This window comes from Paraburkholderia rhizosphaerae, from assembly GCF_004366595.1.
Classification (GTDB): Bacteria; Pseudomonadota; Gammaproteobacteria; order Burkholderiales; family Burkholderiaceae; genus Paraburkholderia; species Paraburkholderia rhizosphaerae.
Map to the genome: position 1 here is coordinate 1 of NZ_SORE01000013.1, position 14230 is coordinate 14230.

Annotated in this window: 12 protein-coding genes and 3 pseudogenes; 1 reads left to right on the forward strand and 14 read right to left on the reverse strand. The window is 62.1% G+C overall.

All coding sequences use genetic code 11. From position 1 onward, the window contains the following. From BX592_RS17895 to BX592_RS17915, 5 genes and pseudogenes are all read right to left on the reverse strand, one after another. Positions 1–167 (reverse strand): annotated as a pseudogene (locus tag BX592_RS17895) (electron transfer flavoprotein subunit beta/FixA family protein); the annotation flags it as partial. A 310-nt stretch (positions 168–477) separates the two neighbouring features. After that, a pseudogene (locus BX592_RS35195) lies at positions 478–855 on the reverse strand (ABC transporter permease subunit); the annotation flags it as partial. After that, positions 838–1193, reverse strand: a pseudogene (locus BX592_RS35200) (ATP-binding cassette domain-containing protein); the annotation flags it as partial. The pseudogenes BX592_RS35200 and BX592_RS35195, both read right to left, overlap by 18 nt. Positions 1194–1334: 141 nt before the next feature. Further along, positions 1335–2177, reverse strand: coding sequence for an enoyl-CoA hydratase (locus tag BX592_RS17910; RefSeq protein WP_134193156.1), 843 nt, complete (start codon positions 2175–2177; stop codon positions 1335–1337). Between the two features lie 48 nt (positions 2178–2225). Next, positions 2226–3149, reverse strand: a complete 924-nt coding sequence (locus tag BX592_RS17915) for a histone deacetylase family protein (protein WP_134193157.1) — start codon at positions 3147–3149, stop codon at positions 2226–2228. Positions 3150–3462: 313 nt separating this feature from the next. On the opposite strand from BX592_RS17915, the gene mltB reads away from it, so the two are divergent. Continuing rightward, a complete protein-coding gene (gene mltB, locus BX592_RS17920; RefSeq protein ID WP_377681548.1) occupies positions 3463–4650 on the forward strand; it encodes a lytic murein transglycosylase B in 1188 nt (395 codons plus the stop codon). 140 nt (positions 4651–4790) lie between these two features. On the opposite strand, the gene cysM is transcribed toward mltB, so the two are convergent. From cysM to rpsA, 9 genes are all read right to left on the reverse strand, one after another. Next, positions 4791–5693, reverse strand: coding sequence for a cysteine synthase CysM (gene cysM / locus BX592_RS17925; RefSeq protein ID WP_134193159.1), 903 nt, complete (start codon positions 5691–5693; stop codon positions 4791–4793). 287 nt (positions 5694–5980) lie between these two features. Then, the gene (locus BX592_RS17930) at positions 5981–6343 is read right to left on the reverse strand and encodes a ComEA family DNA-binding protein (protein WP_134193160.1); all 363 of its coding nucleotides are present in this window, start codon (positions 6341–6343) and stop codon (positions 5981–5983) included. A 122-nt stretch (positions 6344–6465) separates the two neighbouring features. Then, positions 6466–7458, reverse strand: coding sequence for an ADP-glyceromanno-heptose 6-epimerase (gene rfaD / locus BX592_RS17935; RefSeq protein ID WP_134193161.1), 993 nt, complete (start codon positions 7456–7458; stop codon positions 6466–6468). 107 nt (positions 7459–7565) lie between these two features. Further along, positions 7566–8585: a D-glycero-beta-D-manno-heptose-7-phosphate kinase gene (rfaE1, locus tag BX592_RS17940; protein ID WP_134193162.1), complete on the reverse strand. Its 1020-nt coding sequence runs from the start codon at positions 8583–8585 to the stop codon at positions 7566–7568. Continuing rightward, positions 8539–9954 carry a UDP-glucose dehydrogenase family protein gene (locus BX592_RS17945; protein ID WP_134193163.1) on the reverse strand — a complete coding sequence of 472 codons (1416 nt, stop codon included), beginning with the start codon at positions 9952–9954 and terminating at the stop codon, positions 8539–8541. The genes rfaE1 and BX592_RS17945 overlap by 47 nt, the downstream gene beginning before the upstream one ends. A 238-nt stretch (positions 9955–10192) precedes the next feature. Continuing rightward, entirely contained in the window at positions 10193–11368 is a 1176-nt protein-coding gene (gene lapB / locus BX592_RS17950) for a lipopolysaccharide assembly protein LapB (protein ID WP_134193164.1), read from the reverse strand. Between the two features lie 65 nt (positions 11369–11433). After that, a complete protein-coding gene (locus BX592_RS17955; protein WP_134193165.1) occupies positions 11434–11727 on the reverse strand; it encodes a LapA family protein in 294 nt (97 codons plus the stop codon). Between the two features lie 364 nt (positions 11728–12091). After that, on the reverse strand, positions 12092–12424 hold the full coding sequence (locus tag BX592_RS17960; RefSeq protein ID WP_134193166.1) for an integration host factor subunit beta: 333 nt from the start codon (positions 12422–12424) through the stop codon (positions 12092–12094). A gap of 22 nt (positions 12425–12446) precedes the next feature. Then, complete coding sequence (gene rpsA, locus BX592_RS17965) at positions 12447–14159, reverse strand: 30S ribosomal protein S1 (protein ID WP_134193167.1); 1713 nt, start codon at positions 14157–14159, stop codon at positions 12447–12449. Between the last annotated feature and the right edge of the window lie 71 nt (positions 14160–14230).

Sequence of the window (14230 nt, forward strand, 5' to 3'; positions counted from 1 at the left end):
GTCGCGACGCCCGCTTCCTTCAGCCGCACCGCTTCTTCCACCGCGATTTCGTCGAACGGGTTCATCGACATCTTTACGTTCGCAATGTCCACGCCCGTGTTGTCCGATTTCACGCGCACCTTCACGTTGTAATCGACCACCCTTTTGACTGGCACCAGAATTTTCATGCACACGCTCCAAAGTTACGAATACGTCAAGCTGACGGACATTATAACGACAGCCCCCACGCGACTCGCCGGCGCCTCCGGCAAGACCGCACCACACGCAGTGAAGTTCAAGGGAACCACGTTCACCGACAGCGTGACGACAATAGCGAACGATCGTACTATTTAATCTCAAAAATGGTCGGCGCGCCACCGTCGCGTTTGACTGGCGCCTCTAGCCTGCCCGTCGATGTCTCGACGGGGCCGCCGCCGCTCACTACCGCAGCACCGCATTGCGCGTCGTGTCGGATGAGTTGCCCGACCCACGCGACCGCTATTTATGGCTCAACCGCCACGCAAGCCAGTCGCCGAACGACTGCACGAGCTGCACGAAGACGATCAATATCACAACCACCGCCAGCATCACTTCGGGCAAAAACCGCCGATACCCGTAGCGAATGCCAAGAACGCCGAGCCCGCCGCCGCCGATCGCACCCGCCATCGCCGAGTAGCCGGCCAGCGACACGAGGGTGATCGTCAACCCCGCGGCGACGCCCGGCAGCGACTCAGGCAGCAGCACCTTGAGCACGATCTGACCGGTGGTCGCGCCCATCGTCCACGCGGCTTCGATCAGGCCGTGGTCGACTTCGCGCAGTGCGATTTCGACGAGTCGCGCGATAAACGGCGCGGTGGCAATCGCCAGCGGCAGTTCCTGCGCGATCACATCGCCGATCAACGCGCGCATCACGTCGTGATGCGGCTGAAGCAACACGTCGATCACCTTGCCCTGTTCGACGACGCGTCCGGCATCGAGCACCGCGACGCGATCGCACACCTGCTTGATCACGTCCATCTGATGCATGATCAGCACGACGGTCAGCCCGAGGTCGCATTGATGCGCTTAAGCAGATCGAGAATCGCGCCCGTGGTTTCCGGGTCGAGCGCCGACGTGGCCTCGTCGGACAGCAACACCTTCCGCTTGCTCGCAAGCGCGCGTGCAATGCCGACGCGCTGCTTGTGGCCGCGGCTGATCCGCGACGGGTAGCGGTCTATTGCGCACGAGCGTCGCGCGCTCCGGCAATCGCCCACGCGGCTCTTATTCGGATTTGGTCTGCAATGTTACTGGACGCGGGTCATGCGCTTTAATAATCGTTTTTGATTTTTTCATAACCGCATGGAATTAGCGCAGCGCTAGCGCGGCCAATCCGGCGGTCGCTTGTCGACAAATGCCTGCACGCCTTCAAGTGCGGATTCTTTCATCATGTTGCACGCCATCGTCTGGCCGGCGAGTTGATACGCAGCCTCGACGCCCATGTCGAGTTGACGATAGAACAGCGTCTTACCCGCGCTGACCGCGTCGCGCGGCTTCGCGCAAATGCTCGCGGCCAGTGCGGCGATTTCCGCATCGAGCCCATCCAGCGGCACCACGCGATTGACCAGCCCTTGATGCTTTGCGGCCAACGCGTCGATAAATTCTCCGGTCAGCAGCATTTCAAGCGCGGGCTTTGCCAACAGATTGCGCGACAGCGGCACCGACGGCGTCGAACAGAACAGACCAAGGTTGACGCCCGAGGTCGCAAAACGCGCGGTATCGGCAGCCACCGCGAGATCGCACATCGCGACCAGCTGACAGCCCGCCGCGGTTGCGACGCCATGCACGCGCGCGATCACCGGTTGCGGCAGCCGCCGGATCGTCAGCATCATCTTCGTGCAGCGCGCGAAAAGGGCCTGGTAGTAGTCAAGTGAAGGCGCGGCACGCATTTCCTTCAGATCATGTCCGGCGCAAAATGCGCGGCCCGCGCCCGCGAGCACGACGACGCGCGCATCGGACGTTTCGAGCGCGGCAAGTTCGGTATGGAGCGCATCGAGCAGCGCCTCGGACAGCGCATTGAACGCGGCGGGCCGGTTCAGCATCAAGCGCACGACGCCGGGCGTGCCGAATGCATCGTAGGTCACGTTGACGAGCGGGCCGGAATCGGGCGCGATCGCGCGTTCCGGGTGAGCATGCGATTGCGGTTGGAACGGCGCGCCCATGTCGGTCTCCGTGGTATGCGTGCGCCCGGATGCGCACGCATCCGCGGCTCACAGTCCGGCGAGCGCCTTCACATGCGCGACAACGCTGCGCCCCAATGCCGACAGGTTATACCCGCCTTCGAGACAACTGACGATCCGCCCCTTCGCGTACCGGTCCGCGATATGGCGAATCTGTTCGGTGAGCCACGTGTAGTCGTCCTCCACGAGCCCGAGATTGCCGAGGTCGTCTTCGCGGTGCGCATCGAACCCCGCCGACACGAACACCATTTGCGGTTTGAACTCGTGTAGCCGCGGCAGCCACAGCAGATCGACCGCTTCGCGCACCGCAATGCCTTTTGAGCGAGCCGGGATCGGCACGTTGACCATGTTCTTCGCCTGGTTCTCGGTGCCGCTGTACGGATAGAACGGATGTTGAAAGATGCTGCACATCAGCACGCGCGGGTCACCCGAAAAGGCGGCTTCGGTTCCGTTGCCGTGATGCACATCGAAGTCGACGACCGCGACGCGCTCGAGCCCATGCACGTCGAGTGCATGACGCGCGGCAATCGCGACGTTGTTGAAAAAGCAGAAGCCCATCGCGCGCGCCGGCTCCGCATGGTGTCCGGGCGGCCGCACGCTGCAGAACGCATTGTCGAACCGGCCGGCGATCACCGCGTCGGTAGCCGCGACCGCCGCGCCTGCCGCGCGCAACGCAGCCTGCAGCGAATGCGGGTTCATCGATGTGTCGGGGTCGATCGCCGCGTAGCCTTCGATTGGCGCGGTGCGGCGGATATGGTCGATATGCGCCTGCGTATGCACGCGCAGCAAGTCCGCTTCATCGACAAGCGGTGGCGACTCGCGCTCGATGAGCGCGTCGATGCGGCCGGCAATCAACTGATCTTCGATCGCCTGCAGACGCGCCGGACATTCGGGATGCCAGTGTCCCATCTCGTGCTTCAGACAGTCCGCATGGGTATAGAAACCGGTTGCCATCAGTCGTTGCCTTGTGTTGCCGTGGAATGCGCCGCGGCGCCACACGCGGCATATTGCCAACTTACCACAGCATGCGTTCTGGCCGCTTGTTGCAATGCTCTTGCATGATTTCGCCTGACCATCGTCGGGTATACTGCGCCGGATCGCTTTTGCACACATTCGTGCATCCACGCATGCTTCGTCACTGATCTGTCAAATCCGCATCGCACCTCACGACCTTATGACCGATAAGCCTGCCTTGCCCGCTCTGCCCGCACGATACCGGCTACGCACCGCATCTCTCGCTGCCGCACTATCCATCGTCGCATCGTGCATGTTCGCGGCAGCCGGCCCGGCCGAAGCGCAGACGCCCGCCGCAAGCCCGTTGCGGAAACCGCGCATCGTGATCGCGCAAGGTCAGCCGCAAGCGCCGGTGCAACAGGGCCAGACGTTCGAGGAAGAGATCATCCCGCAGCGCTACGCGAACAACGGCGACGTCGATGCGTTTATCGACGATATGGTCGCGCGCTTCGACTTCGACCCGGCGGTGCTGCACGACCTGTTTTCACGCGTCAGCTATTCGGCTACCGCGGTCAAGCTGGTAACGCCCGCACCGACGCCGGCGGTCAAGAACTGGCGCGCGTACCAGGGGCGCTTTCTCGACGCGGTGCGCATCAATGCGGGCGTCAAATTCTGGCGCAACAATCAGGCGACGCTGCAGCGCGCGTACGAGCAGTTCGGGGTGCCGCCGGAAGTAATCGTCGGGATCATCGGCGTCGAGACGATTTACGGCCGCTATATGGGCAACTTCCGCGTGCTCGATGCGCTGACCACGCTCACGTTCGACTACCCGAACACGCCGAATCGCGCGGAACGCGAAGCGACGTTTCGCAAGAACCTCGCAGACTTTCTCGTCTGGACGCGCGACTCGCAAGTCGACCCGACCTCGGTGCTCGGCTCGTACACCGGCGCGATCGGCATTCCGCAGTTCCTGCCGAGCAGCATCGTCCAGTATGCGGTCGACTACGATGGCGACGGCTCGATCGATCTGCGCACCAGCCAGGCCGACGCAATCGGCAGTGTCGCGAACTATCTGAAGCAGAACGGCTGGGAAACGGGACGGCCCGTGGTGTGGAATATCGCGACTGACGTCGGCAGCCTCGGTATCGCGCAGGCAGCGGCGAACGGCCAGCCCGAGCCGCATTGGTCGCTCGAGCAACTGCTGCGCGCCGGCATGCTGATGAACGAGCCGTCGCTCGATACCGCGGCCGAAGCGGGAACGCCGGTGACGGTGGTCGATCTGCCGTCGCCGGGACTGCCGACCCAGTATGTGCTGGGACTCAAGAACTTCTACGTGCTGACACGTTATAACCGCAGCTTTTTCTATGCGCTTGCGGTGTATCAGCTGGGTCAGCGGATCAAGTCGCAGCTTGCGGCGACCAGCGATCTGAATTCGAACGGCGTCGGCGCGTCAGCGCCTGCGCCTGCTCCAGGCGTTGCGCCGGCGCCCGCGATGCAGTGACGGTCGAACACGGCGCGCACGCACGCAACGGTTAGTGCCCGGATAACAAAAAGCGCAAAAGCGCCTGCAACGAGCTTCCGTTGCAGGCGCTTTTTGCTGATTTAAACCACGGACCCGAGTCAAAGACTCAAGTCAACGGATCAAGCGGGAAACACGCCGGTCGACAGATAACGGTCGCCGCGATCGCAGACGATAAATACGATCGTTGCGTTTTCAACCTGCCGCGCGATACGCAGCGCGACTTCACACGCGCCGCCTGACGAGATCCCGCAAAAGATACCTTCGACCGCCGCCATCCGGCGCGCGGTCGATTCAGACGCGGCCTGGCTCACGTTCTCAACGCGATCAACGCGGCTGCGATCGAATATTTTCGGCAGATAGGCTTCCGGCCATTTGCGGATACCCGGAATGCGCGAGCCCTCCTCAGGTTGCGCGCCGACAATTTCGATGTTCGGATTCTGTTCCTTCAGATACTGCGACACGCCCATGATCGTGCCTGTCGTACCCATCGCGGAGACGAAGTGCGTAATGCGCCCCTCGGTATCGCGCCAGATTTCCGGGCCGGTCGCTTCGTAGTGGGCGAGCGGATTGTCCGGGTTGCCGAACTGGTCGAGGATGATGCCCTTGCCTTCGCGCTGCATCTGTTCGGCGAGATCGCGTGCGTACTCCATGCCACCGGTCTGCGGTGTCAGCACAATTTTCGCGCCGTACGCGGCCATGCTTTGCCTGCGCTCGAGCGACAGGTCTTCCGGCATCACGAGCACCATCTTGTAGCCACGCATCGCCGCGGCCATCGCCAGCGCGATACCGGTGTTGCCGCTCGTTGCTTCGATCAGCGTGTCGCCCTGCTTGATGCGGCCGCGCGCTTCCGCTTTCTTGATCATCGATAGCGCCGGCCTGTCTTTCACCGAACCCGCCGGATTGTTGCCTTCGAGCTTGCCGAGCACGACATTGTTGCGGCCGCGGATCTCGTCGTCGACAAGGCGCACGAGTTGCACGAGCGGCGTGTTGCCGATCGTGTCTTCAATCGTTTTGTAAGTCATGTCGGTTGCGTACGGATGGTGCACGTAGGGTCTCTGATGCACCGATTCTAAACCACGCTGCGCGAGCCTGCCCGCGATGCGGTGCGTCGAAAGTTTCGCGGCTGGCTCTATCGATGTGGGAGGCGGCGCGAACGGTCGACGCAAAAAGCCCGCGACCAAAGCCGCGGGAGCCAGTCATCCGAAATGACAGCTGAAGGAGTCAACGTATCGGCTCCAGCCGGAATAAGCAGATTTGTTCAGGCAATCGGGCACGCGTGCGACTCAGACATACACGTGTGCCCGCACGGCTATTTCTTCACGACCACCGCCGTTTCGGCCTTTCCAACCGGCGCGGCCTTCGTGTTTGCAGAAGCCGCATTCTGCGCGCCAGAAGCAGCGACAGCCGGTGCGCTAGCGCCGATCGCGAGTCCCTCCGCCTGCAGGCGCTCGACCGTGTGGCCGCCCATGCCCTTGACGCGCTTCGCGAGATCCGGCCCATCCTTGAACGGCCCATGCGCTTCACGCTCATCGAGGATCGACTTGGCCTTCGCCGGGCCGATACCTTTGATCGTGCGCAGCGCTTCCTCATTCGCGGTGTTAACGTCGACCACCGCGTACGCTTGACCGAATGCGGCCAGCATCGCCGCGGTAACCAGAATTTTTCGAAGCATGTGAAACCTCCCTAACTCAACTTGCTCAACTGACGCAATCAACCTTAACCGCGCCGATTTCAACTGCGGGCCGGCGAAGATCACCGACCGCAGGAGCTAGTTTAGAGAGGTATGCGAACGATTTACACCTGGCCGAATAGCCAGCGCACGTAACGATCGACACCTTCCTGCACCGTCAGGAAAGGCGCGTCGTAGCCTGCCGCGCGCAGCTTCGTGAGGTCCGCCTGCGTGAAACACTGGTATTTGCCGCGCAACGCATCCGGAAACGGCACGTACTCAATTAGCCCACGCTGCACCAGTTCCGCGAGCGACACGGCCGGCTCATGATTGAGCGCACGCAGCGTATTGACCACCGTCGACGCGATATCGTTGAACGGCTGTGCACGGCCGGTGCCGAGGTTGAAGATGCCAGACTTTTCAGGGTGATCGAAGAAGAACAGATTCACTTTCGCGACGTCTTCGACCGAGACAAAGTCGCGCGTTTGCTGGCCGGCTGCATAGCCGTTGTACTCGCCGAACAGCTTGACCTTGCCCTCGGCACGGAACTGATTGAAGTTGTGGAACGCGACCGACGCCATCCGCTCCTTGTGCGATTCGCGCGGCCCGTACACGTTGAAATAGCGAAAGCCCGCAATCTGCGACTTCGCGGTGGGCAGCACGCGGCGGATTACCTGATCGAACAGGAATTTCGAGTAGCCGTACACGTTGAGCGGCCGCTCGAACTCGCGCTCTTCGACGAAACGGTCCGAGCCGCCGTAGGTCGCCGCCGACGATGCATACAGGAACTGCACACCCTGTGCGAGACACGCATCGAGCACCGCACGGCTGTAGCGGAAGTTGTTGTCCATCATGTAGCGGCCGTTGTGCTCCATCGTGTCGGAGCAAGCGCCTTCATGGAACACCGCGCGCACCTTGCCGAAATCGCCGCGCGCGAAGCGTTCGACGAACTCGGTCTTGTCAAGGTAATCGTCGATCTCACAGTCGATCAGATTCCTGAACTTGTCCGCGCGCGTCAGGTTATCGACCGCGATGATCCGGTGTTCGCCGCGTTCGTTGAGCGCCTTGACGAGATTGCTGCCGATAAAGCCGGCCGCGCCGGTGACGATGAGAGTCATGGTCGTCCCTGCCAGATGGGAGTAAATGGGCAAATATGATGAGCGGATCGGCGCCGCCGCGCGCCGCATCGTGTTCGACGCAGCGTCGCGGTTGGCGGCGCACGCGATCAATGTGGCTGAAAGAGTTCGTCGTAGTCGACCGTCGCGGTGCCGAGTTTGCCGACCACGATGCCCGCTGCGCGATTCGCAAGCGACACGGCTTCGACGAGCGGCAGGCCCGCGCCGAGCATCACCGCGAGCGTGGCAATCACGGTGTCGCCCGCGCCCGACACATCATACACTTCGCGTGCCACCGCCGAAGCGTGCAGCACGCCTTCATTCGCGAACAGCGTCATGCCCTCTTCGGAACGCGTGAGCAGCAACGCGGCGATATCGAGGTCAGCGCGCAGTTTCGTCACGCGTGCAAGCAGGTCCGCCTCCGATTTCCACTGACCGACCACCTCGCGCAGCTCCGCGCGGTTCGGTGTGATCAGCGTTGCACCGCGATAGCGTTCCCATTCGTCGCCCTTCGGGTCGACCAGCACCGGCTTGCCGACCGCGCGCGCTTTTTCCATCATCTTCGTCACGTGCGTCAAGCCGCCCTTCGCGTAATCGGACATCAGGATCACGTCGTGCGCGGGAAGCAGCGCATCGAAGCGCGCGAGACCCGCGAGCAGCGCTTCGTGCGCGGGCAGATTTTCAAAGTCGACTCGCAACAGCTGTTGCTGACGCGACAGCACACGCAGCTTGATCGTGGTCGGCAAAGCGGGATCGCGCTCGAGATACGGGTCCACGCCGCTATCGCCGAGCAGTTGCACGATCCGCTCGCCCGGCTCGTCGTGGCCGACCACACACAGCAGCCCCGCGTTCGCACCTAGCGCCGCGATATTGCGTGCGACGTTCGCGGCGCCGCCCAGCCGGTCTTCCTGCCGCTGCACATGCACGACCGGCACTGGCGCTTCCGGCGAAATCCGGTTGACATCGCCGAACCAGTAGCGATCGAGCATCACGTCGCCGACCACCAGCACGCGCGCGCGCGCGAGCTGTTCACGCGGCACCACGCCTGCTTCAGGCACCGGCGTCGCGGTATCGAGGATCGAATCACGCACGGCGGGCGCCGTCGGTTGTAACTTCGGTTGCTGCGACATAAGGGCGTCCAATCGAGTGGTAGTCGATGCCAAGCTCGGTCATCGCGTCCGGTTCATACAGATTGCGGCCATCGAAAATCAACGGTGACTTCAGCGCCGATTTCAGATGCACGAAGTCCGGGCTCTTGAACTCTTTCCACTCGGTCACGACGACGAGGGCGTCCGCGCCCGTCAGCGCATCGTCCTGCGTGCCGACGAATTGCAGACGCGCCGCTTGCGCGGGTGCGTGGTGCAGATCGATCGCGAACACGCGGCGCGCTTCGTCGAGCGCGACCGGATCGTATGCGCGCACCGTCGCGCCGCGCGCGAGCAGCGCCGCGATCAGCCGCCGGCTCGGCGCTTCGCGCATATCGTCGGTGTTCGGCTTGAATGCGAGCCCCCAGACCGCGAACGTGCGACCGGTCAGATCCTCGCCGAGGGTTTGCGTGATCTTGCGCACGAGCACTTCCTTCTGCTCGTGGTTCACTTCTTCGACCGCTTCGAGAATTCGCAGATTGTGGCCCGACTCGCTGCCGGTGCGGATCAACGCCTGCACGTCCTTCGGAAAGCACGAGCCGCCGTAGCCAACGCCCGCGTACAGAAAGTGATAGCCGATGCGCGGGTCGGAACCGATACCGCGCCGCACCGCATCGATATCGGCGCCGACCCGTTCCGCGAGATTCGCCATTTCGTTCATGAACGAGATGCGTGTCGCGAGCATCGCATTCGCCGCGTACTTCGTGAATTCCGCGGAGCGCACGTCCATGTACATCGTGCGCTCGTGGTTGCGGTTGAACGGTGCATAGAGGCGCTTCATCAGATCACGCGCCTTTTCGCCGGGCACGTCGTTGTCGATGCCGATCACGATCCGGTCGGGGCGCATGAAATCGTCGACGGCCGCGCCTTCCTTCAAAAATTCCGGGTTCGACACGATCGAGAACGCGTGCTGCAGACTCCCCGCGAGACCGCGCGCCGCCAGTTGCTCGCCGACCACCTCGCGCACGCGTGCCGCGGTGCCGACCGGCACCGTCGATTTGTCGACGATCACCTTGAAGCTGTCCATATAGCGGCCGATATTGCGCGCCGCTTCGAGCACGTATTGAAGATCGGCGGAACCGTCTTCGTCGGGCGGCGTGCCGACCGCGATGAACTGGATGTCGCCATGGCGCACGCTCGCTTCGATGTCGGTCGAAAACGTAATGCGCCCGGCCGCGCGGGTGCGCGCAATGATTTCCCGCAGACCCGGCTCGTGAATCGGCACGCCGCCGCCATTCAGGATGTCGATTTTGCGCGGATCGACGTCGAGGCAAAACACATCGTTGCCGACCTCCGCGAGACACGCGCCGGTGACAAGGCCGACATAACCCGTGCCGATGATGGTGACTTTCATACGCTTTCCGGTAGTAGGGTCCGGTGAAGGCATCCGGCGGCAAGCCGGAGCGTTATTTCATCAGTGATGCTACGGTGCTGATCCGCTCTTCTGTTTGCTCTGTTGGCTTTGTCGGCTTTGTTCGCTTCGTTCGCATTATGTGACGCTGGATTTCGATGAGCCTTTGGGCCTGTCATTGCACCCGGCGTCGCAACTGCGACGGCCGCCGCAACCGCGAGCGCGACCGATGTCAGCGCACTCAATTCGATGCGGTAATCGGTTCGACCCGGCGCGGCGCGTAAGTCTCCCAGCCGCTGCAACCCGGACACTGCCAGTAGAAAAGCCGAGCCCGGAAGCCGCAATTCTGGCACGTATACCGTGGCAGGTTTTTGGTGCGCTGCCGAATCAGCGTACGCATCAATTCGAGTTCGCTGCGGCGCGGCTCTTCGGCCTTTGCCTGCTGCGCTTCGAGCAGGCGCGTCATGCCGGCGAGATTCGGCGACTTCTGCATTTGCGTGCGCGCCAGCGCATGCGCGGCGTCAAGCCCGCGCAATGCCGCGACATACTGGTAACCGACGTCGAGCAGATCGTTCGACGGATAGTCGTCGACCCATTGCGTAAGCAGGTCCGCGCCCTCTTCCTGGCGGCCTAGCGCTTCGTACGCCTTCATCACCTTTTCGGCGACGAGCGGCAGGTACGCGGGGTTCTGCTCCTCGACACGACGCCATTGCGCGATCGCGTTTTCATACGCGCCAGCCGCCGCATCGACATCGCCGAACAGGATTGTCGCGCGCACATTCTGCGCGTTCGCATGTAGCGCGAGATCGAGTTGGTGCTGCGCTTCGTCCGGTTTCTTCTGCTGCAGCGCTTCCTGCGCGAGTTCGCAGTGGAACTGTGCGATCTCCTTGCCAAGCGGCTCGGCGCCCATCGCTTCGAGCCGCTGTGCGGTATCGATCGACTTGTGCCAGTCCTTTTCGATCTCGTAGATAGTCAGCAGCGCGCGCTGCGCGCCCAGCGCGCGGTCGCCCGTTTGCAGCATACGGAAGGTTTCTTCGGCGCGGTCGAGCAGACCCGCTTTCAAAAAATCCTGGCCGAGTTCGTAAAGCGCATGATCGCGCTCGGTCACCGGCAGATCCGACCGGCTCAGCAGATTTTGATGCACGCGGATCGCGCGGTCCGTCTCGCCGCGGCGCCGGAACAGGTTGCCCAGCGCGAAATGCAGTTCGATCGTTTCCGGGTCAAGTTTGACCACCTCAATAAACGCATCGATGGCCTGGTCCGGCTGTTCGTTCAACAGAAAATTCAGGCCGCGAAAATACGAACGCGGCAGATTCGCGCTTTCGGACAACAGCGCCTTGAGGTCGTAGCGCGCGGCAATCCAGCCGAACGCGAATGCGACGGGAATGACGAGCAGCCACCAGAAGTCCAGATCCATGCGAAATGAGCGGAAAAGCACAAAAAGCGTAGGCCGCGCGATGGGCGCGCGCGGTGCGTGAATGCCTAAATCAGCGGCGGCAGTGGCGGCTCTTCGACGACGACCGGCGTCTCGCGCGCGGTGCGCAACTCACGCTTGAGCCGACCGTTTTCGAGCCGCAACCGGAATACTCCTGGCATAGCCGACACGAGCCCCGCCAGCAGACCGACTACAAAGAACGCGAGCCCGATCAGAATCAACGGGGCTTGCCACGCATAACCGGCGAGGAAATTCAGCGTGGCGGGCTGCGTATTGGATAGTGCGAGTACCAGCAGCAGCACGAACACCAGCACGCGGATCAACCAGACGATAAATTTCATTTACGGATCTCTTGACGGCGGTTGCGGGAAGGACGCCGGCTTGATGACGCGTCGCGCCACGGTGTTTGCCCGCGCCGAAGTGACCCGTATTGTAAATGAAGCCCCGTCGATGGGCGCAAGCCGGCTTGCGCGGCGAATCGATTCTGTGCGCGTGCGTTGCGGCGATGCACCAGGACATCGAATGCCACTCCACGATGCGCGAAAAAAAAGCGCCCGAGGGCGCTTTCTGATGTTTGCTGTGCTTCTGGTCTTTGCCTTCCTACCTGGCCCGTACGCTGGACACTGGCTTGACGGCAAACGGTCTGAATGGTCCGACAGGCCTGACGCCGGTCGTACGCGCTTCGCGGCGCATACGAACCGCGCGTTACTGATCGTCGTCGGACCCGTCGGCCGCTTCGTCCTTCAACGGCTCGCCGGCACGCCGGTCGACCCGCTCACGCAGTTCCTTGCCGGGCTTGAAGTGCGGTACGTACTTTTCGGGCACCAGCACCTTTTCACCCGACTTCGGATTGCGCCCGACTCGCGACGGGCGACGATTCAGGCCAAAGCTGCCGAAGCCGCGAATCTCGATGCGATGACCATTGGCAAGCGCCTCCGACATCGCATCGAGCATCGTCTTCACCGCGAAATCCGCATCTTTCAATACAAGCTGCGGAAATCGCGTGGCCAGTTGGGCGACCAATTCCGATTTGGTCATTCTGCAGCAGACCTCTTAAGGCTTACTGGTTCTGGCCGTCGAGCTTGGCCTTCAGGAGCGCGCCGAGATTCGTCGTGCCGCTTGCCGCCGCGTTCGTGTCAGCCTGCAGACCGCGCATCGCTTCCTGCTGCTCGGCCGAGTCCTTCGCCTTGATCGACAGGTTGATGCCACGCGACTTGCGATCGATGTTGATGATCATCGCGTTGACCTTGTCGCCTTCCTTCAGCACGTTGCGTGCATCTTCGACGCGATCTTGCGCGATTTCCGAAGCACGCAGGTAGCCTTCGACGTCCACGCCGAGCGTCACAACCGCGCCCTTCGCATCCACCGACTTCACGACGCCGTCGACGATCGCACCCTTGTCGTTCATCGCAACGAAATTGCTGAACGGGTCGCCTTCGAGCTGCTTGATGCCCAGCGAAATACGTTCTTTCTCGACGTCGATGCCGAGCACGACCGCTTCCACTTCGTCGCCCTTCTTGTACTTGCGCACGGCCTCTTCGCCGCTCTCGCTCCACGACAGGTCCGACAGGTGAACCAGACCGTCGATGCCGCCCGGCAGACCGATGAATACGCCGAAGTCGGTGATCGACTTGATTGCGCCCTGGATCTTGTCGCCCTTCTTGAAGTTGCGGCTGAAGTCATCCCACGGATTCGGCTTGCACTGCTTCATGCCGAGGCTGATACGGCGGCGGTCTTCGTCGATCTCGAGCACCATGACTTCGACTTCGTCGCCCAGCTGGACAACCTTCGACGGCGCAACGTTCTTGTTGGTCCAGTCCATTTCCGACACGTGGACGAGGCCTTCGATGCCCGATTCGACTTCGACGAACGCGCCGTAGTCGGTGATGTTCGTGACCTTACCGAACAGACGCGTGCCCGACGGGTAACGGCGCGAGATGCCTTCCCACGGATCGTCGCCCAGTTGTTTGATACCGAGCGAAACGCGGTTCTTTTCCTGGTCGAACTTGAGGATCTTCGCGGTGACTTCCTGGCCAACCGACAGCACTTCGCTCGGGTGACGCACGCGACGCCATGCGATGTCGGTGATGTGCAGCAGGCCGTCGATACCGCCGAGGTCCACGAACGCGCCGTAATCCGTAATGTTCTTCACCACGCCTTCGACGATCGCGCCTTCCTTCAGCGTCTCGAGCAGCTTCGCGCGCTCTTCGCCTTGTGTCGCTTCGATGACCGCACGGCGCGACAGCACGACGTTGTTACGCTTGCGGTCGAGCTTGATCACGCGGAACTCGAGCGTCTTGCCTTCGTACGGCGTCGTGTCCTTGACCGGACGCGTGTCGACCAGCGAACCCGGCAGGAACGCGCGGATGCCGTTGACCATCACGGTCATGCCGCCCTTGACCTTGCCGGTGATCGTGCCGGTCACGAGTTCGTTGTTGTCCAGCGCCTTTTCCAGCGACAGCCACGAAGCGAGACGCTTCGCCTTGTCGCGCGACAGGATGGTGTCGCCGTAGCCATTTTCGAGCGCGTCGATCGCGACGGAAACGAAGTCGCCCGCCTGCACTTCTACCTCGCCCGCGTCATTCAGGAACTCTTCGAGCGGGATGTAGGCTTCGGACTTCAGACCAGCGTTGACGACCACGAAGTTGTGGTCCACACGCACGACTTCGGCGGAAATCACTTCGCCGGCGCGCATGTCTTGCTTGGTCAGCGACTCTTCGAACAGAGCCGCAAAGGATTCGGTATTCGGGGTAGAAGTTTGCAGGTCGGACATAAAAATCAGAATTGGTATGGCTTCCGCGTTACCAGGCCGGTCTTGCTAGCGAGACACGGCACGACGGAGTA